This is a genomic window from Denitrificimonas caeni DSM 24390, assembly GCF_000421765.1.
Taxonomy (GTDB): Bacteria; Pseudomonadota; Gammaproteobacteria; order Pseudomonadales; family Pseudomonadaceae; genus Denitrificimonas; species Denitrificimonas caeni.
The window spans coordinates 21,186-47,449 of sequence record NZ_ATXQ01000010.1; the positions used below are offsets into that span (position 1 = coordinate 21,186).

A 26,264-nucleotide genomic window follows, 5' to 3' on the forward strand; every position below is an offset into this window, starting at 1 on the left:
TGGGTATTTATCACCAAGCGCATGCGGGAAGCACGGACACAAAATATGGCAGCTAAATATATTTATCGTAAAAAATTCCCATTACTGGCAACTGGGGCATTATGCATCTTACAGCCTTTACTCAGTGGCAGTATCAGTGCAGCGCAACAGTATGACTGTAAAGTAGATAGCAACGGTGGCTGGGCATGCAACACCCAAGAAAGCCAAACGGCACGTCCACCACGTCCAGAACGGCCAGTCTCCGCAAGCAGTTCCAGCACTGCAAAAACACCTGCAGTTGCGACAAAAAAAGCAGCCGCGCAGCCTGCTGAGTCAGTCAGCGACAGCCGTGGCAAAGCATTAGCCAGCCGCAGTACCGATTTCAGTCACCTCGACTGGGTGCCGCGTGAGCAGCTCAGCGCAGAACAGCTTGCCGAAACAGGTCCCTATTGCGGTGGTGATTATATCGAGCCATTGCGTCCTGGCATGAACGATACAACAGCATTTAAAGATGCGCCTTTGTATGTCAATGCCGGCGCTTCTCGTTACGAGCAAACCACAGAAACTGCGACTTTAGCGGGCAATGTAGTGATTCGCCAAGCCAGCTTACAATTGGAAGCGGATGAAGCCAATCTCTACCAGCAAGACAACAGAGGCGAACTCAGAGGTAATGTGCGCCTACGTGATCGCAATGCGCTCGTAGTGGGAGATCGCGCAGAACTGTATCTTGATAGCGGTGAAGCAAAAATCGAAAATGCCGAATATGTCATGCATGAAGGTAATGTGCGTGGCAATGCCCGCTACATTAAACGTCAAGAAGATGCAGTTATCCGCCTCAAAGACGGTACTTATACCAGTTGCGAACCTGGCAGCAACGCATGGCACTTAAAAGGCAATAATGTCGTGCTGAACCCCGAATCAGGGTTTGGTACAGCAACCAACGTCACCTTACGGGTAAAAAACATCCCCGTATTTTACACCCCTTATATTCAGTTCCCGATTGATGACCGTCGTCAGTCTGGCTTTTTACCGCCGAGTATCAGCTACAGTAACGACAACGGCTTAGACCTCACCACCCCTTACTACTTCAACTTAGCGCCAAATTTTGACGCCACGCTTTATCCTAACTACATGAGCAACCGCGGTTTACTGACTGAAGGTGAGTTCCGCTACCTCAGTAAAAGCAGTGAAAGCCGTATTGGTGGTGCGTGGTTAAGTGACGATGAAGACGAGCGCAAACTGCAGTCGGAATATAAAAAAGATCGTTGGATGTATATGCTGCAGCATGAACAAGGCTTTAATCAGCGTCTGCTCGGCACCATTGATTACACCGACATCAGCGACCCCTATTACTTCCAGGACTTGCGCAGTAACGTTGTAACAGGTTCTAACGAAGTCCTCGATCAAAAAGCCAACTTAACGTGGCGTGGTGACAGCTACGCGGCCATGCTCGGTGTGCATGCCTATGAAATGGCCAATATCACTGATATTACCCCTTACGATAAGCTGCCACAGTTTAGTTTGATTGGCGCACTGCCTTACCAGCCCGCCGGCTTGAAAATGACTTATCAAACAGAGTGGACACGCTTTGATCGCTCGCTGAGAAAACGAGGCGAAACAGTTTCGGGTGTAAAACCTGGGAAAAGTGGTAACTACAGCGACCAAGATGGGAATTTCTCGTTCTGGAACGACGCGCTCGTAAAAGGTTTAGATCGCGCCAACGGTGATCGTTTACACCTTGAGCCTAGCATCAGCTTACCAATGAACTGGAGCTGGGGCTTTATTAAGCCGGCCGTGAAGTATGCTTATACGCGTTATGATTTAACGCTAGACAGCCAAGGCCAAGGTGATCTGCAAACAGCCAATAGAAGATTCAACAGCAGCCCCGATCGCAGTGTCGGGATATACAGCCTTGACAGCGGTTTATATTTTGATCGCGATACCCAATGGTTTGGCAAATCATACCGCCAAACTTTAGAGCCGCGCTTGTTCTATCTGTATGTGCCAAATGAAGATCAATCTGATCTACCCTTGTTTGATAGCGCAGACATACAGTTTAGTTATGCAAGTTTATTCCGTGACAACCGCTTCAGTGGTCGTGATCGAATCGGTGATGCTAACCAACTATCGCTAGGTTTAACCAACCGCTGGTTGGAAAGTAACGGATTTGAGCGTCAACGCATCAGCGTAGGTCAGGCGTATTACTTTGCTGATCGTAAGGTTTTACTGTCCGGTAAAAACTATAAGGATTATGCAGAAAACACCAGCACCCGCTCTCCTTATGCGCTGGAGTATATGTACCAATTCAACCGTGACTGGCGTGTCAATGCTGACTTAATGTGGGATCCTGATACTCACCGCACCCGTTCGGGCAGCACTATGTTCCATTACCAGCCACAAGATAACTTAAATAAAATTGTTAACTTTGGTTACCGCTACCGCAATGATGGTAATCACTACAATTTCACCACCGGACGCTGGGAAACAGGCAGCGCTGACTACACCGATGGCAGCGGTCGCGTTTATAAAGATTTCTACAAAATCGAACAAACCGACACCTCAATTATGTGGCCAGTGGTACCGCAATGGAACGTCATTGCACGCTGGCAGTATGACTACAACCGCAACAGCACTCTGGAAGCTTTTGGTGGCTTTGAGTACGACAGTTGCTGCTGGAAGTTACGCTTAATCAACCGCTACTGGGTAGACTATGATGAGCGCACTTTGTCACCACAAGATAACCGTAAAGGTGATCACGGCATTTTCTTGCAGATCGTCTTGAAAGGCCTAGGTGGCGTAACCGGTAATAAAGTAGAGACATTCCTCGATGAAGGCATCCAAGGCTACCGTGAACGTGAAAACAATGCTTATTAAACCTTTATCTGCGTTAATACTGGCCAGCAGTTTGCTGGTTGGTAACCTATACGCAGCCGAGCAACCACTCGACCGTGTGGCAGCCATCGTTGATAACGATGTTGTCATGTACAGCCAATATCAAACCCGCCTCAAAGAAGTGCAGCAGACCATCGCTAAGCGTGGCGTGCAAGCGCCTGCTGAAGATGTTTTGCGCCAGCAAGTCATGGAGCGCTTAATTCTTGATGCTATCCAGTTGCAAATTGCTGAGCGCTCTGGAATTCGGGTCAGTGATGAAGAGCTCAATGCTTCAATGGCAACGATTGCCGAACGCAACGGCCTCACCCAGCAAGAGTTTGCCCAAGCATTAGCAGCTGATGGTTTAACTTTGCAAGATGCTCAAGAGCAAATCCGTCAAGAAATGATCATCAGTCGTGTGCGTCAATACCGTGTCGCCGAGCGCATTCAGGTGACCGACCAAGAAGTGCAGAACTTCTTGGCGTCCGATTTGGGCAAGATGCAACTGGCGGAAGAGTACCAACTGGCCAACATTTTGATTCCAGTACCTGATGCAGCAACCAACGATGACCTCGATAAAGCTCAAAAAACTGTTGCCAGCGTGGTTAAGCAATTAGAGCAAGGCGCTGACTTTGCGCAATTAGCCATGACCTACTCGGCCAGTGAAAACGCTTTAGAGGGCGGCGAAATGGGCTGGCGTAAAGCGGCGCAACTGCCTCCGCCGTTTGATCGTTTGCTTGGCGGGATGAGCATCGGTCAAGTGACTGAGCCTGCGCGTACTGCAGGCGGCATCATTATGCTGAAGCTGCTGGATAAGCGTGGCGGTGATGTGATGTACCGTGACGAAGTCCATGTCCGCCATATTCTGCTCAAGCCTAGTGAAATCCGTAGCCCAGAAGCTACGCAGAAACTCGCGCAGCGCCTCTATGAGCGCCTGCGCAATGGTGAGGATTTCGCCGCACTGGCTAAACAATTCTCCGAAGACCCAGGCTCAGCGCTAAATGGTGGCGATTTGAATTGGATTGATCCAAGCTCATTGGTTCCAGTTTTCCGCGAAGAAATGGCGCGTACCGAAATCGGTCAATTGTCTAAACCTTTTGAAAGCCAGTTTGGCTGGCACGTCCTACAAGTGCTCGACCGCCGCAGCACCGACAGCAGCGCGCAGATGCGTGAACAACAAGCCGTCAGCTTGCTACGCAACCGTAAGTACGATGAAGAACTGCAAACTTGGTTACGCCAAATTCGTGACGAAGCTTATGTGGAGATTAAAAACTTATGACCTTGCGCTTTGCTTTAACACCCGGCGAACCAGCGGGTATCGGTCCTGACTTGTGTTTGATGCTAGCGCATGAAATGCAGCCTTACCCAGTCATTACCATTACTAACCGCCAGCTACTCAGTGAGCGTGCTGCGCAACTGGGTTTAAAAGTTGAACTGCTGGACGTACAACCCGATGCTTGGCCGGACAAACCCGCGCCCGCAGACAGTATGTACGTCTGGGACACCCCGCTCTACGAGCCTGTGGTCACAGGGCAGCTAAACCAAGCCAATGCTCAACATGTGCTTGAAACGCTGACTCGCGCAGGACAAGGCTGTTTAGATGGCGTATTTAGCGCGATGATTACGGCACCGGTGCACAAAGGCATCATTAACGATGCAGGCGTGCCTTTCTCTGGCCATACTGAATTTTTGCAAGAGTTAACCCATGCCCCGCAAGTAGTCATGATGCTTGCCACTCACGGTTTACGCGTTGCACTAGTGACCACACACTTGCCATTGCGTGATGTCGCTGATGCCATCACCAGTGAGCGCATCGAGACCATCACACGTATCTTGCACGCCGATTTGCAGCAGAAATTTGCTATCAAAAAGCCAAGAATCTTAGTCTGTGGACTCAATCCACACGCTGGCGAAGATGGTCACTTAGGCCGTGAAGAGTTGGATATTATTCAACCAACTCTAGATCGTTTGCGCGCTGAAGGGATGAACTTAGTTGGCCCACTGCCGGCAGACACATTGTTTACCCCAAAAAACCTCAAGCAGTGCGATGCAGTACTGGCGATGTATCACGACCAAGGCTTACCTGTACTGAAGCACCGTGGTTTTGGCGCAGCAGTCAACATTACCCTTGGTATGCCGATTATTCGCACCTCAGTGGATCATGGTACGGCGCTGGATCTGGCTGGAACCGGTGAAATTGATACCGGCAGCTTACATGTTGCTCTAGAAACAGCCTATCAAATGGCTGCGAGCAAACAGTCTTAAGCTGAACACTATCCCGCCATTTTATGCACATAGAGTGGCGGGATTGATTGGCTAAAACTAATCGCGCTTACGTAAGCGGTACTGCGCAGGCACCTGATCAATGCCTCTGATCGTTACATTCAAGTTCTTCCATAACCCGTCTTTAATGCCATAAACACAACCGTAGATCGACAATTTCTGACCACGATGCCAAGCATTCTGCACAATAGCGGTGTGACTGACATTGGCCACTTGTTCAATCGCATTGAGTTCGCATAAACGATCGACACGCTCTTCTTCTGTGGCCAGCATCGCCAACTCTTCATGATGCTCATAATGCAAGTCTCGAATACCGCGCAACCAAGCATCAGTTAAACCCACTTGTTTGTCTTGCATCGCTGCACGCACGCCACCACAGCCATAGTGTCCAGTGACTAGAATATGTTTGACCTTCAGCACATCCACGGCGTACTGAATAACTGATAAACAGTTCAAATCAGTATGTAAAACCACGTTAGCCACGTTGCGGTGCACAAACAAATCGCCCGGCAACATACCAACGATTTCATTGGCCGGTACTCGCGCATCTGAGCAGCCAATCCACAAGTATTCTGGTTCTTGCTGTTTCGCCAGTTTTTCAAAAAATGAGGGATCCTCTTCTTTGATTGACTCTGCCCAGCGGGCATTATTATCAAACAGCTCTTGTAATTCAGGCATAGGTTCCTCTGCTAGCTCTTGTTACAGATTATAAACATCCGAGGTGGGACAAAACCCAAGCCGGAGCAGTCACATTTTTTTCACGCTTGTTAGTCATCAGAAAACAACGTGCAAGCCATTACCAGCGCATCTTCATGGCCGTCATTAGTTGGATAATAGTCCCGACGTCGACCTATTTCATTGAAGCCAAAACGCTCATACAAACCGTAGGCGGACAGATTAGACGCGCGCACTTCCAAAAAGCACTCAACGCAGCCACGCTGACTCGCACGCTGCATTAAATGCTCCAACAACTGTAGCCCTAAACCCTTACCTTGTTGTTCTACGGCAATGGCAATATTAAGCAAATGCGCTTCGTCGACAATCTGACTGATCACACCATGACCGACATGCTGATCGTCCAAATACATCATCCAGCACTCATAGCTGGTTAATGCATCAAGGTACAACGCGCGCGTCCACGGATGGGAGAAGGCATGCTGCTCTAACGCAACAACGCGGTCCAAATCGTCCGCTTGCATCGGTCTAAACTGTACGCGATCAGTCATTGACAGCCTGCCATAGCGAGCGCTCTTTGCACATACTGCGCCAAATATCACGTTTCAGTAATGGCTGCTCTAAGATGCTCTCTAAGCTGGGTAAGCTCCACAGTTGCGCGCCTTCAACAAAAGATTGCACAGAGTATAGATCTGCATCATCAGCACTACTGGCAAAGCGCACGGCTTGTTTGCCTAATAACCAAATACATACAGCCGGCTTACTTTGTAATTCAACGGTTAGCAAATCCCGTACGCAAGCGCGCGCAGCCGCTGCATTTTGCTCATGTACTAAATTGCCTGAATGCAGCATCGGCCAAGTAATGGGCGCGGCTTGGCGCATAAAATCAGGCTGATCAGTAAGACCTGCTGCGCGCAGCATATCTTTGAGCAACTGATAATCCGGATCGCGGCTTTGAAAAGCCTCGCCAGTCGGCAAATCCACCAACAACAAGCAATTATCCGCGCGCAGCAATTGTAAGGCAAAACGTGGAATCGGCTCTGCCTGTACAACTGTAACCGCTGGTATTTCTTGCGCAGCAACTGCCTCAGGCACAACACTGGCAACCACTGCAGGCCTTTGCGCCGTTTGCGTTAAGGCCATTTTATCCCGAATCGAAACCCATGCATCAGCACGCGGAGCAGTCGGAGTAGTTGGAGCAACGGCAACTGTAGGAGCAACTGCCGCAGCAACACGAGGCGCAACAGACGGCTGAGCTACCACAGCAGGCTCTACGCCTGCAGCGACAGCCTTAACGCTGTGCCACCCCAGCAAGTAATCACGTGAGACGGCAGCGTTAACTAACTGCTGTCGAGGCAGCCAGACATCTAATTGCATCGCCTGCAACATGGCTTGACGGCGTACCTCTTGGTCATGCAGCAGATTCATCGCGCTGGTCACACACCATCAACCTGTGGGTGCGCGCGAGCAGTTCCCACATGCATCAAGTTCAAGGCATTGAGATAAGCTTTGGCTGAAGCGATCACGATATCGGTATCCGCACCATTGCCATTGACAATACGGCCACCGCGTTCCAAACGCACCGTCACTTCACCTTGCGAGTCGGTACCTTGAGTAATGGCGTTGACTGAATACAGCTGCAAGGTAGCGCCAGATTTCGCCACTTGCTCAATGGCTTTAAAGGTCGCATCGACAGGACCCGAACCTTGATCATCGGTCGCTACTTCAACACCATCAATATTGAGCACCAAATGCGCATGCGGTACTTCACCGGTTTTACTGGCCACTTCTAAGCTGACTAATTTATACAGTTCTGGTGCTTCTTCATTTAAAGTTTCTGAAACCAGCGCCTGCAAGTCTTCATCGAAAATTTCGTGTTTCTTATCGGCTAAATCTTTAAAGCGCGCAAAAGCTGCGTTGAGTTCTGTTTCGCTGGCTAACTCAATGCCCAACTCTAATAAGCGGCTGCGAAAAGCGCTGCGGCCTGAGTGTTTACCCATAACCATTTTATTGGCATGCCAGCCGACATCTTCTGCAGCCATAATTTCATAGGTTTCGCGGTGTTTAAGCACGCCATCTTGGTGAATCCCAGACTCGTGGGCAAAGGCGTTAGCACCAACAATGGCTTTATTGGGCTGCACAGGGAAACCTGTGATACCTGAAACCATGCGCGAGACGCTGAGGATATGCGGCGTATCAATATTGGTGTGCACGCCTAATAGGTCCTGGCGGGTTTTGATCGCCATGACGATTTCTTCCAGTGCGGCATTACCAGCACGCTCACCTAGACCGTTAATCGTACACTCAACTTGACGTGCCCCAGCCACAACAGCCGCCAAAGAATTGGCTACGGCCAAACCTAAGTCGTTGTGACAGTGCACCGAGAAAATTGCTTTATCAGCGTTGGGTACCCGATTCATCAGTTGCCTGATGAGTTCGGCGTACTCATGAGGAATTGCATAACCGACCGTATCAGGGATATTAATGGTACGCGCACCAGCATCAATCGCGGCCTCTACAATGCGGCAAAGGAAATCAATTTCAGAGCGACCGGCATCTTCACAAGAAAACTCAACATCAGAGCACAGGTTGCGAGCTTTTTTAATTGCACGCACTGCTTGCTCGACGACTTGATCAGGCTGCATGCGCAATTTGTGCTGCATATGAATCGGGCTGGTGGCTATAAAGGTGTGAATACGGCCAGAGTTAGCACCGGCTAAAGCTTCAGCGGCACGCTCAATATCGCCATCCAAGGCACGCGATAAACTACAGATGGTGCTGTCTTGAATGGTGTCAGCAATGGCTTTTACCGCATCAAAATCACCAGGGCTAGCAATCGCAAAACCAGCTTCAATCACATCGACACGCATGCGCTCAAGTGCTTTAGCAATGCGCAGCTTTTCTTCTTTGGTCATCGAAGCGCCAGGGCTTTGCTCACCATCCCGCAAAGTGGTATCAAAAATAATAACGCGATCACTGCTGCTCATTGTCTTCTCCTGAAGGCTGCTGCACGGTTAAGGGCAGTAAAAACTCTAGTCTTGCGTGATTTTTATAGTCACTAAGACATTTGATAAAATTTCTTAGTGACAGATTAATACCCAGCACTGCTCAGGTCTAGCTGCAATTCGTAGTACAACTCTAAGCCCTCCGGCAGCTCACCTAAACACAGCGCAGCAGGTTTATTGATCTGCGATTAGCTGTGCTTGGATAATATCCAAAAGTCGCTGCAATGCGCCTTGGTTACGCTGTAAAACCTGTTGCGCGGCACGGCACATTTTTTCTGTATGTGAGTGGCTGGTCCATAAGCGCGACACTGCTTGCGCCAGCTGCGAACTATCGGCGACTGTTTGCAAACCACCTGCTTCGAGCAATTGCTCGGCAATCTCTAAAAAATTGAAATAATGCAGGCCGGTCAGCGTTGGTTTAGCTAAAGCCACTGGCTCCAACATATTGTGTCCGCCATGCTTAATTAAGCTACCGCCCACCAGTGCGACATCGGCCAGTGCATAGAGAAACATCAACTCCCCCATGGTGTCACCAAGTAATACCTGTTGTTCTGCAGTGACTAACGCACCAGTGGAGCGACGCTGCACGCGCATGCCTTGCTCGATGCATAAGGCATACACAGACTCAAAACGCTCAGGATGGCGTGGCACTAGAATCAATAAAGCTTTAGGAAAGAGCCTGAGTAATTGTTGATGCGCGGCTAAAATCAGAGCGTCTTCACCCTCGTGGGTACTGGCAGCAATCCAAATCGGACGCTGACTGGCCTGCCATTGCTCGCGCAGTGTCTGCGCCTGCTCGGGTAAGCCCTCGGCGACTTGCTGATCATATTTAATCGAACCGGTCACCTTGACCGTTTCGGCTCGTGCTCCCAGTTCAATAAAACGCTGGGCTTCAATTGCACTCTGCACAGCAAGCGCGCTGATCTGCTTGAGCATCGGAGCGACCAGTTTTGGAAAGCGCCCATAACCGCGCGCCGAACGCTCGGATAAACGACCATTGGCCAACACGACTGGAATATTTAAACGCGTACACTGATTAATATGGTTCGGCCACAGCTCAGTTTCCATAACAATCGCTAAACGCGGCTGTAAACGCTGCAAAAACCTTCTAGAAGCGAGCGGTAAATCGTAAGGCAAATAACAATGCTGTACGCTATCACCAAACATACTTTGAATGCGCTCAGAGCCGGTCGGCGTCATGCAGGTCACAGTAATCGGTAAATCGGGATACTGCTGCTGCAGCGCTTTAACCACAGGTGCAGCGGCAATGCTTTCACCGACTGACACCGCATGCAGCCAAATACCACCCGGCTTGAACTCAGGCAAAGTTAAAGCAAAGCGCTCGCCAATGCGTTTAGCATAAGCCGGTGCTTTTCTGGAACGCAGCCACAAGCGCACGGCAATCACCGGCACAGCGAGATATAGCAGCAAGGTATATAGAGTTCTATTCATAGCAGCAAAGTTTAGCAAAGGCGCAGCGATAATGCTGCGCTCGGTTATACTGCTCACTTATTTTTTGCGAGAGGCGCTTATGTCACTCACCTTAAACACTGACATTGCCATCATCGGCGGCGGCATTGCCGGGCTCTGGCTCAACGCGCAATTGCGCCAACAGGGCTTTAATACACTGCTGATTGAGCACAACACGCTGGGCGGCGGGCAGTCTGTGAAGTCGCAAGGCATCATTCATGGTGGCGCTAAATATGCGCTACATGGTGCCCTGACCGGCTCATCAGAAGCCATTGCCGATATGCCGGAACGCTGGCGCAAGGCGCTACAGGGCGAAGGCGAACTGGATTTGCGTGGTGTGCGTTTATTATCCAACGCGCACTATCTCTGGTCACCAGGTTCGATTGCCGGCAATCTGACCAGCTTTTTTGCCAGCAAAGCGATGCGTGGTCGGGTTGATCAAGTGAAGGGTCAACAGCTACCAGCCGCTTTGCAACATAAAGACTTTAAAGGCCGCGTCTATCGCCTGGCTGAGTTGGTGCTAGACGTACCCAGTCTAGTGCAGCGTTTAGCCGACTTGGCTGGCGATAGCCTCTTGTATGCGCAAAAAATCACCCCACGCTACGACAATCAGCAATTAGTTGGCGTGCAAGCGGATGACTACAGCATCAACGCGCAGCGCGTGGTGTTTTGTGCTGGCAGCGGCAACCAAGACTTACTGCAAGCCTTTGCCCTAAGTAAACCAGAACAACAGCTGCGACCCTTACATATGGTTATGGCCAAAGGCCCAGCACTATTACCTTTATATGCACACTGCCTCGGTGGCGGCAGCAAACCACGGATCACAGTGACCACCCATCCTGCAGCCGATGGCCAGTGGGTTTGGTACTTAGGCGGTAATCTTGCCGAAGCTGAAGGCGTGGCACGTTCTGAGCAGCAACAGATTGCAGCGGCACAAGCCGAGGTGGCGCAATTACTGCCTTGGGTGAATCAAGAGGCCACGCAATGGGCGACTTTGCGTGTCGATCGTGCTGAACCCGTTCAATCTGGACTCGCGCGCCCCGATAACGCCTTTGTCACTGAGCAAGGTTCATTACTAGTGGGTTGGCCAACTAAGCTCGCGTTGGCGCCTGATTTTAGCGATCGCATTTGTAAAATTTTAGCGTGCGACGGCATTAAACCCGGCGCGGCACAAAGCTATGCAGGCTTACCGCGCCCCGCTGTGGCACAACCTGCTTGGGAGACTTTATTTAATGACCCTGCATGATTTTCATCGTCCACTGGGCAGTACTGGCTTTAATGTTTCACCGCTGGGGTTAGGCACGGTCAAACTTGGTCGTGATCAAGGGGTTAAATACCCCAATGGTTTTACCATCCCTGACGACCAGCAAGCCCTAGCACTGATCAATCAAGCTCGCGACTTGGGGATTAATTTGCTGGATACCGCACCGGCGTATGGTATTAGCGAAGAGCGCCTGGGCTACTTACTGCAAGGTCAGCGCGATGACTGGGTAATTGTTAGCAAGGTCGGCGAAGAGTTTATCGAAGGTGAGTCAGCCTTTGATTTTTCTGCAGCGCACACGCGTTTCTCAGTAGATCGCAGCCTGAAACGTTTGCGTACTGATCATATTGAGTTGGTTTTAGTGCACTCCAATGGCGATGATGTGGCTATTTTGCAACATGAAGAAGTCTACGACACGCTCGCTGCACTTAAGCAGGAAGGCAAAATTGGCGGTTTCGGTTTTTCTGGAAAAACCTCAGAAGGCGGCATACTCGCGCTGGAGCAAGGTGACTGCGCAATGGTCACCTACAACCTTAATGAGCGCGATGAGTTGCCCGTTATCGACTATGCCGGCCAGCACAACAAAGGCATTCTGATTAAGAAAGCCTTAGCCAGTGGGCACGTTTGCTTAGCCAATGGAATTGATCCTGTGCAGGCCAGTTTTGCGATGATCTTTGCTCACGCTGCAGTGGCCAGCGCCATCGTTGGCACCATCACTCCTAAGCACTTACAGAGTAATGTTGAGTGCATCGCTAATATTCTGCATGGTCAAGGCTAAAAACGAAACCGCTGCGCTCGTCCTGCACCGACATTGCAGCGGTCATTTTTCACGCTTTATTTACTTCGGATTTTTTCCACAATGGCTGTGGTTGAACTGTTTTCTACTAAGCCCAACACCCGCACCTCACCGCCATAGGCGTAGACCAACTCGGCTCCAACCACCTGATCAACACCGTAATCACCGCCTTTAACCAAAATATCGGGTTTGAGCAAAGTAATCAGGCTTTCTGGTGTGTCTTCACTGAAGCTCACCACCCAGTCCACAGCACCCAAACCAGCGAGTACTGCCATCCGGCGATCCACTGAGTTAATCGGCCGTCCAGGGCCTTTCAAGCGCGTGACCGAGGCATCACCATTCACCGCCACAATTAAACGGTCGCCTTGCTCGCGGGCTTGCTCTAAATAACTGACATGCCCGGCATGCAAAATATCAAAACAACCGTTAGTAAACACCACTCGTTCGCCTTGCGCACGCGCATCTTCAACGGCAGCTTGTAACTGTTGCAAACTGAGCACACCGCGCTCAGCACCATCTTCGCGCTGTAAAGCACGACGTAACTCAGGTGCACTGATGGTCGCTGTACCGAGTTTACCTACCACAATACCTGCGGCCAGATTGGCTAACGTCATCGCTTGCTCTAGGCTCTCACCAGCTGCTAACGCAGCCGCCATGGTAGAAATCACGGTATCGCCAGCACCGGTAACATCAAAGACTTCGCGCGCACGTGCCGGCAAATGCACCGCTGGAACGCCTTTGCGTAACAACGTCATACCTTGCTCACCACGGGTAATCAGTAACGCTTCCAGCTCCAACTCCTCAAGCATCACAGCACCACGCTGCATTAACTGCGCTTCATCGGCGCAATGCCCAACTACCGCCTCAAACTCAGCTAAGTTCGGCGTTATTAAAGTCGCACCACGGTAAATAGAAAAGTCTGTACCTTTAGGATCGGCTAACACGGCAACACCGCGCTGCTTAGCAAGGCCTAACAAAGCTTGATGATTGAGCAATGTGCCTTTGCCATAATCCGATAAAATCATCACTTTGACGCCATCTAAAACAGCTTCAACCTGGGCCAATAAAGCCTCGGCATCGGTGTTAAAGCGCTCTTCAAAATCCATCCGTAACAATTGCTGCTGACGACTCATAGCGCGCAACTTCACAATGGTGGGCTGGCCACTAATACGCTGAAAATGTGTTTGTACACCCACCGAGTGCAACTGTTCAGTTAAAGCATCAGCCGCTTCATCAGCGCCGGTAACGCCAATCAATTCCACAGGCGCACCTAAAGCGGCAATATTTAACGCAACGTTCGCAGCACCACCGGGGCGGTCTTCAGTACGGGTCACTTTTACCACCGGCACCGGCGCTTCTGGAGAAATACGCGTGGTGCTGCCGTACCAGTAGCGATCCAGCATGACATCACCCACCACCAACACTGGGGCTTGGGCAAACGCTGGTAATGGTGATTTCATAATAGCTTCAACCTTAGATAATTTTTGCCAATCATAACATGCCAAACCTTAAGCAATCAGCGCTACCGCTAACGGCATCAACACAGCAGTCAGCACACCCATGATACTCATCGCTAATGCAGCAAAGGCGCCCGCCTCCTCGCTTTCCTGCAAAGCCCGCGCGGTACCCACAGCATGCGCGACAATACCCAACGCCATACCTTGTGCTGCTGGGCTGTTGATACGAAATACACGCAGCACCTCAACCCCGAGCATGGCACCGAGGACTCCAGTAATCATCACGAATACAGCTGCCAACGAAGCCGCACCACCGATCTCTTCGGCGACTAACATAGCAATAGGCGTGGTGACTGATTTTGGCGCAATAGTTTTTAAAATTAACGTTTCAGCACCAAACATCCAAGCCAAAGCGACACCCAATACGGTGGCAAATAAACCTCCTACGAAAAGAGTAATCAGCGTTGGCCATAAAACTTGACGCACGCGGCGCATATTCAAATATAGAGGCACCGCCAACGCCACAGTGGCTGGACCTAGCATCAGGGTCAGCAGTTGCGCACCTTGCTTATAGTCAGCGTAGTCAATATCCAACACTAGTAGCGTGGCAATCAGTATGACCATGGAGACGAGAACTGGCTGAAAAATCATCCAGCGGGTTTTCTCATAGAGAAATAAAGCGAGTTGATAGACGCCCAAGGTTAAACCAAAGGCAAATAAAGGATGTTCTATCACCGCATCAAGCGCTGCCTGCCATTCTAAATTCATGATTTATCCTTAGCGCGAGCTTGACGATTCACCAATAACTGCATCAACCAACCAATAAATAGCAAAGAAACTAATAAGGAGATGACTAACGCGCCAATAATCGCCCACAAGTCCGCTTTGATATCGCTCATATGCACAATCACCCCTACTGCAGGCGGCACCAGCAACAGTGGCAAATAGCGTAACACGCTGGTTGCGGCCTCATTGAGCGGCTCATTGACACGACCCTGTAGCAACAAATAAATGAACAGCAACACCAAACCTATAATTGGTCCTGGCAAGACAGGGAAAAAAAGCACATTCAACGCTGTCCCCACCAACTGAAACACTACCAGCCAACTCAGTCCTCGCAGTAACATTGCTTACTCCAGTAATTTGCAAAATGGCGCACAGTATACGGTTATCCAGTCTTTAAAATAAACGCGCTTGACCTAGTCATGTAGTTTTAGGATGATCCGAGCAAGGCAAAACAGCCTCATACAACAACAACAATAATAATTAGCTTCCCTAAAGGAGGAGCGCATGCAATTTGTACCCGTAGCACAACTTCAAGATTATATTGGTAAAGACTTAGGTCACTCTGACTGGTTAAAAATCGATCAAAATCGCATTAATCAATTTGCTGACTGCACAGGCGATCAGCAATTTATCCATGTTGATCCAGAAAAAGCCAAACACACACCTTTCGGTAGCACTATCGCGCATGGCTACTTATCGCTCTCACTGATACCAAAACTCAGCGAGGGCATCCTTGTTTTGCCTGAAGGCTTAAAAATGGCTATCAATTATGGCATGGACAGTTTGCGCTTTATTCAACCAGTACCCGTCAATTCTAACGTGCGCCTTGCCATGACACTATTGGACGCCACTGAAAAAGCGCCCGGACAATGGCTCTTAAAAGCACGCGCGACCCTAGAGATTGAAGGCCAAACCAAACCTGCTTATGTTGCAGAAACGCTCACTTTATGTTTTGTCTAATCTGGCTTTAAGTGAAAAAGACAAAATAACAGCCAATAAAAAGCCCGCATTAAGCGGGCTTTTTATACGAAGAGCAGCAATCAATTACTTGATTTTGCCTTCTTTGTAGATCACGTGCTTACGCACAACTGGATCAAATTTCTTGATTTCCAGTTTATCAGGCGTAGTACGCTTGTTTTTATCAGTAGTGTAGAAGTGACCAGTACCAGCACTTGACACTAAACGGATTAAATCACGCATGATGTTCCCCTTAAACTTTTAGGCCACGAGCACGAAGCTCGGCCAATACTGTGTCGATTCCGCGCTTATCAATTACGCGCATGCCTTTTGCAGATAAACGCAAACGTACAAAACGGTTTTCGGTTTCTACCCAAAAACGGTGATGCTGCAAGTTTGGCAGGAAACGGCGACGGGTTTTGTTATTGGCGTGGGAAACTTTATTCCCTGTAACCGGACCCTTACCGGTTACTTGACAAACTCTTGACATATCTCAGCCCTCATAAACCACATGCTCAACCCAGCATGGGTTGGCTGCTTTAAAACGTAATTGGATTCGTAGGTCGTTAAAAACATGTTGGTTTTTATAACCTGCATATTATTACCTAGACTTCGCCAAGGAACAACAGCGACACAAAATATTGCGCCAAACTGGTTCTCTTAGAATCGAGCCGTGCTTTATAGCAGAAAGTAGCTAGCAGAGCAAGAATCGACTGATTTATATTCTTCAGAGCGAGCAGAGGAATTATTACATCCAACCATTTTCAACCATCGATAATGGCTCACCATCACCCACAATAAAATGATCCAAGACGCGTACATCAACCAATGCCAGCGCTTCCTTTAAACGCTCAGTCAAAATTTTATCAGCCTGACTGGGCTCGGCGACACCGCTTGGATGGTTGTGGGTCAAAATCAATGCCGCAGCATTATTCGCCAGCGCACGCTTAACCACCTGCCGCGGATAAACGCTAGCACCATCAATAGTGCCATAAAATAATATTTCAAAGGCCAGCACCCGATGCTTAGTATCCAAAAACAGACAAGCAAAGACTTCATGCAACTCATGACGCAATTTAGCTTTGAGAAAATCACGCACAGCTTGCGGACTTTCTAACGCGGATTCACGCTGAATGCTGGCGGCTAAATGCCTACGTCCCATTTCAAGAACCGCTTGCAACTGTGAGTACTTCGCCGGACCTAAACCTAAATGACTGGTAAAACTGCTTTGATCGGCCTCCAACAGTTGACGCAAACCACCAAAAGCACTGAGCAGATCACGCGCTAATTCCACTGCATTACGACCTTGCACGCCAGTACGCAGGAAAATAGCCAACAACTCTGCATCGGATAACACGTTAGCGCCATACTCCAAAAGGCGCTCCCGCGGTCTTTCATTAACCGGCCAACTTTGCATACTCATAGACAGACTCCTTGTCATCTAATGGCGACAGCTGAACCATTCAGCCCAATATTTTAAACCAATTCCTTAATGCGCGACCCTCTGCCTCTCAACCATCGGCTATGTTATCTTAGACAAGATTTCAAAATTGGCCACTTTCACCTCTTCCATACACTCGAACAACAGGCAGACCCATGCAAAGGCTGTTTCAAAAACGCATCATTGTTGGCATTGGCGGCGGCATTGCAGCCTATAAAAGTGCAGAGTTAGTGCGTCGCTTGCGCGATCTAGGCGCTGAAGTGCATGTAGTTATGACCCGTGGTGCCCGCGAATTTATCACGCCGTTGACGCTACAAGCCTTATCTGGCAATCCTGTGCATGTGGATTTACTCGATCCAAATGCTGAAGCCGCGATGGGTCATATTGAACTGGCACGTTGGGCTGACTTAATTCTAGTCGCGCCCTGCACTGCTGACTTGATGTCGCGCCTCGTACAAGGCTCTGCCAATGACCTATTGACGACGCTGATTTTAGCTACGGACGCGCCAGTAGCACTGGCCCCGGCGATGAATCAAGCGATGTGGCATGACAGCGCCACCCAAGCCAACGCTGCCACCCTTAGCCAGCGCGGTTTTAAACTGCTCGGCCCAGGCGCGGGCGTACAAGCCTGCGGTGATATTGGTTTAGGTCGTATGCTCGAACCTGATCTTTTAGCGCAAAGCGCGGCAGACCTGTTTACTTACCAAGCGCTGACCGGCAAGCATGTTCTAATCACTGCGGGACCGACTCGCGAAGACATTGACCCGGTCCGTTACATCACTAACCACAGTTCTGGAAAAATGGGTTTTAGCCTCGCCGAAGCGGCCGCTGAAGCAGGTGCACAAGTCACTTTAGTTTGCGGCCCAGTGCATCTACCCACACCTGATCGGGTTCAGCGCATTGACGTCAATAGCGCTCGCGACATGCTGGCGGCCTGCGAAGCAGCGATGCCGTGCGATATCTTGATTGCTGCCGCTGCCGTCGCCGATTACCGCCCAGAACTCAGCGCCGAACATAAATTAAAGAAAGACCCCAGCAGCGCTGATGGTTTAACCCTCAAGCTGATTCGTAACCCAGATATTTTGGCAACTTTAGCGCAGCGCGCCGATCGTCCATTTAGCGTTGGCTTTGCCGCAGAAACACAGAACCTGCTGGAATACGCTGCGCGTAAACTGCACGATAAAAATCTAGACCTGATTGTTGCCAATGATGTCGCCAACAGCGCCATTGGTTTTAACAGTGATGACAACGCCATCACTGTAATTGATCGCCAACAGCAGCAAACTTCATTCGCACAGACCAGCAAAAGTAAAATTGCTCGCCAGCTGATTGCATTTATCGCCACCCACACGAACAAGGTTTAAATATGCGCCGCATCCAAGCTCAAATTCTCGACTCACGCCTTGGCACTGAGTTTCCTTTACCTGAATACGCCACCAAGGGCTCTGCTGGTCTTGATTTGCGCGCCATGCTCAACGAAGACTTGCAGCTTGAGCCAGGGCAAACCGTATTGATTCCAACCGGCCTGGCAATTTACATTGAAGACCCAAGCCTTGCCGCAATGATTTTGCCTCGTTCTGGACTGGGACATAAACACGGTATTGTGTTGGGTAATTTAGTAGGATTAATCGATTCAGATTATCAAGGTCAGCTGCAAATCTCTTGCTGGAATCGCGGCTCGAGTAGCTTCACTATTACCCCTGGTGATCGCATTGCACAACTGGTCTTAGTACCAGTGATCCAAGCACAATTAGACATCACTGATAACTTTATGGAAAGTGAGCGCGCCGCTGGTGGCTTTGGCCATACAGGCAAATAACTATTCGGCATTCACCCGCAGGTCAGGCTGCCGCAGGAGGCACAATGTCACTCTTCAAGCGTAAAAAAAATAATGAACAAGCTTTAGAGCTGCCAAAAACCATGGAAGACAAAGCAACACAAAGTTTGCGCTACATGCTGCCAAGCTTACTGATTGCTCTTGCCGGTCTGCTGGTTGCCAGTGCTGTGATCTGGTTCAGCCAGTCAGCACGCAATGCAGAGCAAGCTCAAGAGCAAGTTGAGAGCTGGGGCGCGGCCTACACTGCTGCGATTAATCAACGCTTAGCTTTTATCCAAGCAGACACCAAAAGCGCTGCCAGCAATCCATACTTAGCGTTGGTACTGCAAAGTAACGACCCAGAGCTTAAGCGCTCCACTGAACGCAGTTTATTGCACAGAGCAAACGCTGTCGATGCGTTCATTAGCCCTGCTAAGCAAGCAACACAAGACCACAGTCGTGATGCACCGATCAACTTCGCAGCACTTGATTTGCTACATCGCGCAGAAAGCGGTAAACAACCACAACCAGAAGCTCTGCAGGTGGGCCAACGCTGGTTGTTGTACAGCGCCGCAAAACTCAGTGGTGCCAAATCAGCCGGCAGTGTATTAGTCGCTTATGACGCTGCGTCTGTGTTCAAAGGTTTACCGGTATTTGCTAATGCTCAACTCCAGGTTACGCTGCAGCAGCAATTCCAAAATGCACCTTTACAAGTTCTCTACAGCCAAGGCAATACGCCAAATAATGGCACCAGCTATAGCTTTAACACACAACATCCAAACTGGACCTTAGTCCTCACGACACCAAGCACTCTTGCACAACAATCTTCACTACTATCGGCCTTACTCTTGGCCTTAGGCTTAGCCGTATTGTTTCTGTTAAGTGCGCTGTACTTTATACATTCAACAATACAGCGACAGTTGCGTGCAGATGCGCAAACGTTGAGCCAAACCATGCAAGACTGGGCTCAAGGTAAAAGCATTAAGCCGCTAGAGTTGCACATGATTGCTTTACAAGCTTTTGCAAAAAACTTGACGCGCAATGTACAAGCCAACTCTGCCAAGCAGTCTAAAAAAACCAAACCGGTTGATGATAATTACTCAGCATCCATCGCAGAAACAGCACCAATAGCTAACAAATATACAAACAACACTGCCGATTCATTTTATCAGCCTCTGGACACGGACATTTTGGATATCGATATCTTAGAAGAAGACCTCGACGTATTTGGTTTAGACCAAGCCAGCAACTCGCTACAACGCACAACTGCGGCATCTGATGTACCGAGCAGTATTTTCCGCGCTTATGATATTCGTGGCATTGTGGGTCAGACATTAACCACAGATACCGCATATTGGATTGGTCGCGCGGTCGGCTCAGAGAGTATCGCTAACGGCGAGCCTGGCGTAGTTGTGGGCCGTGACGGGCGCTTATCCGGCCCAGACATGGCGCAAGCCTTAATTCAAGGTCTGCTCGACTGTGGCTGTAGCGTGACGGATTTAGGCATGGTCCCCACACCTGTCTTGTATTTCGCCACACACGTGCTTGAGGCGCGCTCTGGCGTAATGGTTACCGGCAGCCATAACCCACCAGACTACAACGGTTTTAAAATTGTCATTGCTGGCGAAACTTTAGCCAATGAGCGTATTACTGCTCTGCACACGCGTATTGTTAATGATGACCTAAGCCATGGCGTTGGCATGCTAGAAAACGTCGAGATGCTCGACACCTATTTAGAACATATTCGCAATGACATCGCCCTCGCCAAACCATTGCGCGTCGTGGTTGACTGCGGCAATGGTGTCGGCGGTGTAATTGGTCCACGCTTACTAGAAGCCTTGGGCTGCACCGTTATTCCATTGTATTGCGAAGTTGACGGCACCTTCCCCAATCACCATCCAGATCCGGGCAAGCCAGAAAACCTCGTAGACTTAATTGCTCGGGTTAAATCTGAAAAAGCCGATATCGGTATTGCTTTTGATGGCGATGCTGACCGCCTTGGTGTGGTCACCAATAGCGGTAACATTATCTATCCAGACCGCCTGATGATGCTGTTCGCTAAGGACGTGGTATCACGCAACCCTGGCGCTGATGTGATCTTTGATGTGAAATGCACTCGTCGTTTATCCGCCCTAATCAGCGGCTATGGTGGTCGTCCAATCATGTGGAAAACCGGTCACTCACTGATCAAGGCGAAAATGAAAGAAACTGGCGCTTTGTTAGCTGGTGAAATGAGCGGACATATTTTCTTTAAAGAGCGCTGGTTTGGTTTTGATGACGGTATTTACAGTGCCGCGCGCCTGCTAGAAATCATCAGCTTAGACTCGCGCAATGTTGATCAAGTGTTCTCTGCCTTCCCGGTCAGTCACTCCACACCAGAAATCACCGTTGAAGTCACCGATGAAAACAAGTTTGCAATCATTGAGCGCCTGCAACGTGAAGCTAAATGGGGCGACGCCAGCATCACCACCTTAGATGGCGTACGTGCAGACTATCCAAAAGGCTGGGGATTGGTACGCGCCTCGAACACTACGCCGATGCTAGTGCTACGCTTTGAGGGTGATAGCCCTGAAGATTTAGCGCAGATCCAAGCGTTGTTCCGCGAACAAATCTTAGCTCTAGAACCTGATATCAACTTACCCTTTTAATTAACAGGAGCCTGTTAAACATGACTTTAAACCGCGCTGACGCAGTGCATGTCGCCGAAGTACTTTCCGAGGCGTTGCCGTACATTCGTCGTTTTGTCGGCAAAACTCTCGTGATCAAATACGGCGGCAATGCTATGGAAAGCGAAGAGCTGAAAACCGGCTTTGCTCGCGACATCGTGCTGATGAAAGCGGTTGGTATCAATCCTGTGGTGGTGCACGGTGGCGGCCCACAAATTGCTGACCTACTGAAGCGTCTCAATATTGAAAGCCGCTTCGTAGAAGGCATGCGCGTTACTGATGGACAGACCATGGACGTGGTAGAAATGGTCCTTGGCGGTCAGGTTAATAAAGATATCGTCAACTTGATCAACAGCCACGGTGGCAGTGCAATCGGTTTAACCGGTAAAGATGCACGCTTAATTCGTGCGCGCAAGCTCAAGGTCACCCACCAAGGCGCTGATATGCAACAGCCGGAAATCATTGATATCGGCCAAGTGGGTGAAGTGGAAAGCGTCAATACTGACCTGCTGCACATGCTGGTAAAAGGCGACTTTATTCCGGTTATCGCCCCCATTGGCGTGGGCCCCAATGGTGAGTCTTACAATATCAACGCCGACTTAGTGGCAGGCAAAGTGGCAGAAGCGCTGCATGCAGAAAAGCTGATGCTGCTGACTAACATTGCTGGTTTGATGGACAAACAAGGCAATGTGCTGACAGGTTTAAATACCGCTCAGGTCGATGACCTGATCGCTGATGGCACCATTTACGGCGGCATGCTACCGAAGATCCGCTGCGCCTTAGATGCGGTACAAGGCGGGGTCAATAGCGCGCACATCATTGACGGCCGAGTACCCAATGCAGTGTTGCTAGAAATTTTTACCGACAGTGGTGTTGGTACCTTGATTACCGATAACTAATCGCGCAGAGCGCAGCAAGTACATCAAGTTGTCACTGATACGCCCGCACTCAAGAGGCGGGCGTTATTCTTTAACACTCCGAGTATTTAGCTTTCAGCATTGCACATGGCGTTATATTCATCGGTAAAGAAGAACTTCTCTTCACCAAATGCCGGCACTAAGTCATCAAACCAAGTTGCGTTTTCATCGTATTTAGCAAAGAAGGTTTTCTGTACCCAGTCAGGATTACGGCCCTGAATAAAGCGCAGCACAAAAACTTTCTCACCGTTGAACTCCATCACACTCTGAATTTCAACTTTGCCTGGACCTGCACTCATTGAAGGTCCGCGAGCCGTACGGCCAAGACCAGAGACTTGCTGCATAGCTTCGCGATAGATCTCATAGGCGCGCACCAAAGGCACTTCAAAGTAACGCTTCGCACCGGTATCACGCTCAACAAACATGTAGTACGGAATCAAACCAAGACGAACTTGCGTGCGCCACATACGCACCCAGACATCGGCATCATCGTTAATATGTTGTACCAGTGGTGCTTGCGTGCGAATCACCGCACCCGTGGCACGAATACGACGAATTGCTTCGCGCACAATCGGTGTTTCCATCTCACGCCAATGGTTAAAGTGCGCCATGATCGCCACATGTTTGCCAGCTTTGACCAGCTTAGTAAAGAGCTTCAGTAAACCGGCGGCGTCATCGTCAGTAACAAAACGCTGGGGCCAAAACGTCAGCGCTTTAGTACCAATGCGCACCGTCTGTAAGTGCTCAAGCTCAGGCTGCAACAATGGCTCAAGGTAACTTTCCAGATGGCGGGTTTTCATAACCATCGGATCACCACCGGTGATCAACAGATCAGTGATGTTTTTATCTTGAGCTAAATAGCGGTGTAATGACGCAGCTTCATTGCTGGCAAAACGCAGTTCTTTATCGCCGACAAACTGTGCCCAACGGAAACAGAAGGTACAGTAGCTATGACACACTTGCCCCTGACTGGGAAAGAACAGCACTGTCTCACGGTACTTATGCTGCATTCCGTCTAAAGGCTTGCCGTCCAGCATCGGCACGTTCATTTCTTGCTGGCCGGCTGGATGCGGATTTAAGCGCGCCTGAATCTCACGGGCAAGCAGAGTGATCTCTGCGCGCGGTAATTCATCACGTAAGGCTTGCGCCATCAAATCATAATCAGCAGGTTCTAGCATGCCGCGCTGTGGGAAGGTCAACTGAAAGATCGGATCATTGGGCACATTATCCCAATCGATCAATTCATCAATCACATACTGGTTCACACGAAACGGCAGCACACTGGCGACCACTCGCATTTCAAAACGCTGCTCTGCGGATAACTTTTGCAGCGGTTCAATTTTATCAAACTGACGGTCGGTATAAACCTGGAACCGTGTATTTTCTGTAAAGCCTTCATCGCTTAGAGGCATTATTTTTATAGATTGAGTCATGGCTACTCTCCACTCGTTGCAGGATCAGCACTACTTAAAGCCTAGAGGCTTATTCTGAGCCCGCTTGTTGGGGGTATTCCCTAAGGGAAAAAGATAGCTACAAATAAGTAGCATTAAGCTACGATTAAGTACGCTAATACACGGCCTAATCGTCATAAAGGGATGAGAAGATCACTTCTCAAGGTGTCGGACTTGGTCCGAAAAGGGGTGGCCGCCTTACTAAAAGTAGGCCAAGACTACGGTATTTTTCAATAACGCTCAATTAATTAATGTGACTTACTTCCCTTCAAGCAATTCAGTTAAGCGCAGTTTGTCCCGAGCAAATGTGTTTTCCAGCTGTTTTCTGCTGTCCATATAACGCTCGATTTGCTGCTGTAAACGCTGCTCATCGACACTCACTTCTTCAATTTGCTTAAGCACGTTAGCCGGTACCTGACGGCCTGCACGCTCTTGACTTGCGGCCTGCCGTTGCAGGTCGCTCTTTAAGCTCCTAGTGGAAAGTAAATTGCCTCGAGCAATACTAATCTGCCCGTCAATGTCAGCAATTTTACGATCACGAGCACGGTCAATATCTTCAATGCGGGTGTAAAGCCTTAACAGCTGGCGATCTGATTTTGCTTGCTCTTGATCAGCCTGCATCTTTTTATATTCTTCAGGGGTTGGCGCACGCGGAATCACACGCAACACTCGGCCTTGCTCACTCAGCACTTCATAACCGTTACCGATTAAGTTTGCAGGTATGCCTTGTCGACTAATCACCGTAATACCACGCTCATCGGTATAGCGATAATACTCAACTACCTTATCAACGGCATAAGATACGCCAGAGGCTAAAACCCCTAGCGCGAGCAAACAATAAACTGGGCCGCGTAACCGCATCGCTAAACTCCTTGAAGATATCGGTAACTCATGAAAAGCACATACAATTAAATGCCATAGTCCTCGCGGTAGCGCTCTACTGCTGGCAAATATTGTTTTAATTCAGTGCTTTCTGCTAAATACTCTAACACTTGCTGCAAAGATACAATGCTTATCACTGGCATATTGAAATCACGTTCAACTTCTTGAATCGCCGACAATGCGCCCGTACCCCGTTCTTGACGGTCTAAAGCAATTAAAACGCCTGCCGCTTGAGCACCTTGATTATTAATAATGTGCATGACTTCACGTATCGCGGTACCTGCGGTAATCACATCATCAACAATAACCACCTTGCCGGCTAAAGGTGCACCAACGAGCGTGCCACCCTCGCCGTGATCTTTGGCTTCTTTACGATTAAAGCACCAAGGCGTATCACGCTGATGATGCTCAGCTAATGCGACAGCTGTTGTCGCAGCTAAAGGAATACCTTTATAAGCAGGACCAAACACCACATCGTAAGACAAACCGCTATCCACTAAAGCTTGCGCGTAAAAACGACCTAACTTAGCTAGAGCTAAACCAGAGTCAAATAATCCCGCATTAAAGAAATAAGGACTTACTCGCCCTGACTTCAAGGTAAACTCGCCAAAGCGCAAAACACCACGCTCCAGTGCGAATTTAATAAACTCTCGTTGATATGCTTGCATAAAGGTGTCCTTAGCGCGTTTGACTTAGCCAATTTAAAGTACGTTCGGTATGATACACAAAGAATTTTTCTAGGGGCTATCCATGCGTGTTATTAGTATAAATGTGAACGGGATTCACAGCGCTATTGAACAGGGCCTATTTGATTGGTTAGCGGCCCAAAATGCTGATGTTATTTGCCTACAAGACACCCGTGCCAGCGCTTACGAAATGGAAGCGCCAGAGGTACAACTATACGGCTACTTCTGCTACGCCTGCGACGCCGAGCAACCAGAGCAAGGCGGCGTAGCAATTTACACGCGTATTCAGCCAAAAGCCATTATAACCAGCCTCGGTTTTGAATCTTCAGATCGTTATGGCCGCTACATTCAAGCCGACTTTGATAAGGTGAGCATTGCCAGCGTGCTGATGCCGTCTGGGCATAAAGACGATGCCGAACTTAACCAAAAGTTTAAATTGATGGATGATTTGGCGCGCTATCTGGATAAACAACGTCGCAAACGCCGTGACTACATCTATTGCGCGTCGCTGTACATCGCTCACAATAAACTTGATGTTAAGCACTGGCGCGACTGCCAACAAGATGCAGGATTTTTATCACCTGAACGTAACTGGATGGATGAAATTATCGGCACTATGGGTTATGTCGATGCGTTACGTGAAGTCAATCGCGAAGGTGAACTGTACAGTTGGTGGGCAGATAGTGAACAAGCAGAGTTGCTCAATCTTGGCTGGCGTTTTGATTACCAATTGCTGACCCAAGGAATGCGTCGCACCGTGCGTAGCGCCAAGCTATCAAGACAGCCGCGCTTTTCACAGCATGCGCCGTTTAGCGTTGATTATGATTGGGTGCTCAGCGTTTAGATTCAGAATGAATAACACAGG

Annotated in this window: 25 protein-coding genes; 11 read left to right on the forward strand and 14 right to left on the reverse strand. The window is 49.3% G+C overall.

Going from position 1 to position 26,264, the window contains the following annotated elements; translation table 11 throughout:
• Positions 1-45 precede the first annotated feature (45 nt).
• From H591_RS0112720 to pdxA, 3 genes are read left to right on the forward strand one after another with little or no spacing between them, the layout of a single operon-like run.
• Complete coding sequence (locus tag H591_RS0112720; RefSeq protein ID WP_022967347.1) at positions 46-2,853, forward strand: LPS-assembly protein LptD; 2,808 nt, start codon at positions 46-48, stop codon at positions 2,851-2,853.
• Positions 2,834-4,129, forward strand: coding sequence for a peptidylprolyl isomerase (locus tag H591_RS0112725; RefSeq protein WP_028244422.1), 1,296 nt, complete (start codon positions 2,834-2,836; stop codon positions 4,127-4,129). The genes H591_RS0112720 and H591_RS0112725 overlap by 20 nt, the downstream gene beginning before the upstream one ends.
• A complete protein-coding gene (gene pdxA / locus H591_RS0112730; protein ID WP_022967349.1) occupies positions 4,126-5,115 on the forward strand; it encodes a 4-hydroxythreonine-4-phosphate dehydrogenase PdxA in 990 nt (329 codons plus the stop codon). Before H591_RS0112725 ends, pdxA begins: the two co-directional genes overlap by 4 nt.
• Positions 5,116-5,172: 57 nt before the next feature.
• Here the strand turns inward: pdxA and can are convergent, their stop codons facing one another.
• The 5 genes from can to waaA form a co-directional block, all read right to left on the reverse strand.
• Complete coding sequence (gene can, locus H591_RS0112735; RefSeq protein WP_022967350.1) at positions 5,173-5,811, reverse strand: carbonate dehydratase; 639 nt, start codon at positions 5,809-5,811, stop codon at positions 5,173-5,175.
• A gap of 89 nt (positions 5,812-5,900) precedes the next feature.
• Positions 5,901-6,359 carry a ribosomal protein S18-alanine N-acetyltransferase gene (gene rimI, locus H591_RS0112740; RefSeq protein WP_022967351.1) on the reverse strand — a complete coding sequence of 153 codons (459 nt, stop codon included), beginning with the start codon at positions 6,357-6,359 and terminating at the stop codon, positions 5,901-5,903.
• Positions 6,352-7,248 (reverse strand): hypothetical protein, encoded by an 897-nt coding sequence (locus H591_RS0112745; RefSeq protein WP_022967352.1) that lies wholly within the window; start codon positions 7,246-7,248, stop codon positions 6,352-6,354. Before H591_RS0112745 ends, rimI begins: the two co-directional genes overlap by 8 nt.
• The gene (locus H591_RS0112750; protein WP_022967353.1) at positions 7,245-8,795 is read right to left on the reverse strand and encodes a 2-isopropylmalate synthase; all 1,551 of its coding nucleotides are present in this window, start codon (positions 8,793-8,795) and stop codon (positions 7,245-7,247) included. Before H591_RS0112750 ends, H591_RS0112745 begins: the two co-directional genes overlap by 4 nt.
• Positions 8,796-8,987: 192 nt before the next feature.
• On the reverse strand, positions 8,988-10,265 hold the full coding sequence (waaA, locus tag H591_RS0112755) for a lipid IV(A) 3-deoxy-D-manno-octulosonic acid transferase (protein WP_028244424.1): 1,278 nt from the start codon (positions 10,263-10,265) through the stop codon (positions 8,988-8,990).
• A 79-nt stretch (positions 10,266-10,344) separates the two neighbouring features.
• On the opposite strand from waaA, the gene H591_RS0112760 reads away from it, so the two are divergent.
• Both H591_RS0112760 and H591_RS0112765 read left to right on the forward strand, forming a co-directional pair.
• Positions 10,345-11,529: an FAD-dependent oxidoreductase gene (locus H591_RS0112760; protein WP_028244425.1), complete on the forward strand. Its 1,185-nt coding sequence runs from the start codon at positions 10,345-10,347 to the stop codon at positions 11,527-11,529.
• Complete coding sequence (locus H591_RS0112765) at positions 11,516-12,322, forward strand: aldo/keto reductase (RefSeq protein ID WP_033421142.1); 807 nt, start codon at positions 11,516-11,518, stop codon at positions 12,320-12,322. Before H591_RS0112760 ends, H591_RS0112765 begins: the two co-directional genes overlap by 14 nt.
• A gap of 56 nt (positions 12,323-12,378) precedes the next feature.
• Here the strand turns inward: H591_RS0112765 and hldE are convergent, their stop codons facing one another.
• Genes hldE through H591_RS0112780 form a run of 3 tightly spaced genes read right to left on the reverse strand, consistent with a single transcriptional unit; the run spans position 12,379 to position 14,924 of the window.
• Positions 12,379-13,800 carry a bifunctional D-glycero-beta-D-manno-heptose-7-phosphate kinase/D-glycero-beta-D-manno-heptose 1-phosphate adenylyltransferase HldE gene (gene hldE / locus H591_RS0112770; RefSeq protein WP_022967357.1) on the reverse strand — a complete coding sequence of 474 codons (1,422 nt, stop codon included), beginning with the start codon at positions 13,798-13,800 and terminating at the stop codon, positions 12,379-12,381.
• A 48-nt stretch (positions 13,801-13,848) separates the two neighbouring features.
• Positions 13,849-14,565 (reverse strand): LrgB family protein, encoded by a 717-nt coding sequence (locus H591_RS0112775; RefSeq protein WP_022967358.1) that lies wholly within the window; start codon positions 14,563-14,565, stop codon positions 13,849-13,851.
• Positions 14,562-14,924 carry a CidA/LrgA family protein gene (locus tag H591_RS0112780; protein WP_022967359.1) on the reverse strand — a complete coding sequence of 121 codons (363 nt, stop codon included), beginning with the start codon at positions 14,922-14,924 and terminating at the stop codon, positions 14,562-14,564. Before H591_RS0112780 ends, H591_RS0112775 begins: the two co-directional genes overlap by 4 nt.
• Positions 14,925-15,087: 163 nt before the next feature.
• Between H591_RS0112780 and H591_RS0112785 the strand changes: the two genes are divergently transcribed.
• Entirely contained in the window at positions 15,088-15,543 is a 456-nt protein-coding gene (locus H591_RS0112785) for a MaoC family dehydratase (RefSeq protein WP_022967360.1), read from the forward strand.
• A gap of 84 nt (positions 15,544-15,627) precedes the next feature.
• On the opposite strand, the gene rpmG is transcribed toward H591_RS0112785, so the two are convergent.
• From rpmG to radC, 3 genes are all read right to left on the reverse strand, one after another.
• Complete coding sequence (rpmG, locus tag H591_RS0112790) at positions 15,628-15,783, reverse strand: 50S ribosomal protein L33 (RefSeq protein WP_022967361.1); 156 nt, start codon at positions 15,781-15,783, stop codon at positions 15,628-15,630.
• A gap of 10 nt (positions 15,784-15,793) precedes the next feature.
• Positions 15,794-16,030 (reverse strand): 50S ribosomal protein L28, encoded by a 237-nt coding sequence (gene rpmB, locus H591_RS0112795; protein WP_022967362.1) that lies wholly within the window; start codon positions 16,028-16,030, stop codon positions 15,794-15,796.
• A gap of 258 nt (positions 16,031-16,288) precedes the next feature.
• Positions 16,289-16,963, reverse strand: coding sequence for a RadC family protein (gene radC / locus H591_RS0112800; protein WP_022967363.1), 675 nt, complete (start codon positions 16,961-16,963; stop codon positions 16,289-16,291).
• Positions 16,964-17,136: 173 nt separating this feature from the next.
• Here radC and coaBC point away from each other — a divergent pair, with 173 nt between their 5' ends.
• The 4 genes from coaBC (at position 17,137) to argB (ending at position 22,362) form a co-directional block, all read left to right on the forward strand.
• Positions 17,137-18,345 carry a bifunctional phosphopantothenoylcysteine decarboxylase/phosphopantothenate--cysteine ligase CoaBC gene (gene coaBC / locus H591_RS0112805; RefSeq protein ID WP_022967364.1) on the forward strand — a complete coding sequence of 403 codons (1,209 nt, stop codon included), beginning with the start codon at positions 17,137-17,139 and terminating at the stop codon, positions 18,343-18,345.
• A 2-nt stretch (positions 18,346-18,347) separates the two neighbouring features.
• On the forward strand, positions 18,348-18,800 hold the full coding sequence (dut, locus tag H591_RS0112810) for a dUTP diphosphatase (protein ID WP_022967365.1): 453 nt from the start codon (positions 18,348-18,350) through the stop codon (positions 18,798-18,800).
• A gap of 1,199 nt (positions 18,801-19,999) precedes the next feature.
• Entirely contained in the window at positions 20,000-21,445 is a 1,446-nt protein-coding gene (locus H591_RS16195; protein WP_408605548.1) for a phosphomannomutase/phosphoglucomutase, read from the forward strand.
• A gap of 20 nt (positions 21,446-21,465) precedes the next feature.
• The gene (gene argB / locus H591_RS0112820; protein ID WP_022967367.1) at positions 21,466-22,362 is read left to right on the forward strand and encodes an acetylglutamate kinase; all 897 of its coding nucleotides are present in this window, start codon (positions 21,466-21,468) and stop codon (positions 22,360-22,362) included.
• 86 nt (positions 22,363-22,448) lie between these two features.
• Here the strand turns inward: argB and H591_RS0112825 are convergent, their stop codons facing one another.
• From H591_RS0112825 to pyrE, 3 genes are all read right to left on the reverse strand, one after another.
• Entirely contained in the window at positions 22,449-23,813 is a 1,365-nt protein-coding gene (locus H591_RS0112825) for a KamA family radical SAM protein (protein ID WP_051145848.1), read from the reverse strand.
• Positions 23,814-24,089: 276 nt separating this feature from the next.
• Positions 24,090-24,692: a hypothetical protein gene (locus tag H591_RS0112830; protein ID WP_022967369.1), complete on the reverse strand. Its 603-nt coding sequence runs from the start codon at positions 24,690-24,692 to the stop codon at positions 24,090-24,092.
• A 47-nt stretch (positions 24,693-24,739) separates the two neighbouring features.
• A complete protein-coding gene (gene pyrE / locus H591_RS0112835; RefSeq protein WP_022967370.1) occupies positions 24,740-25,381 on the reverse strand; it encodes an orotate phosphoribosyltransferase in 642 nt (213 codons plus the stop codon).
• 82 nt (positions 25,382-25,463) lie between these two features.
• Here pyrE and H591_RS0112840 point away from each other — a divergent pair, with 82 nt between their 5' ends.
• Positions 25,464-26,243, forward strand: a complete 780-nt coding sequence (locus H591_RS0112840) for an exodeoxyribonuclease III (protein ID WP_022967371.1) — start codon at positions 25,464-25,466, stop codon at positions 26,241-26,243.
• Positions 26,244-26,264: the final 21 nt, after the last annotated feature.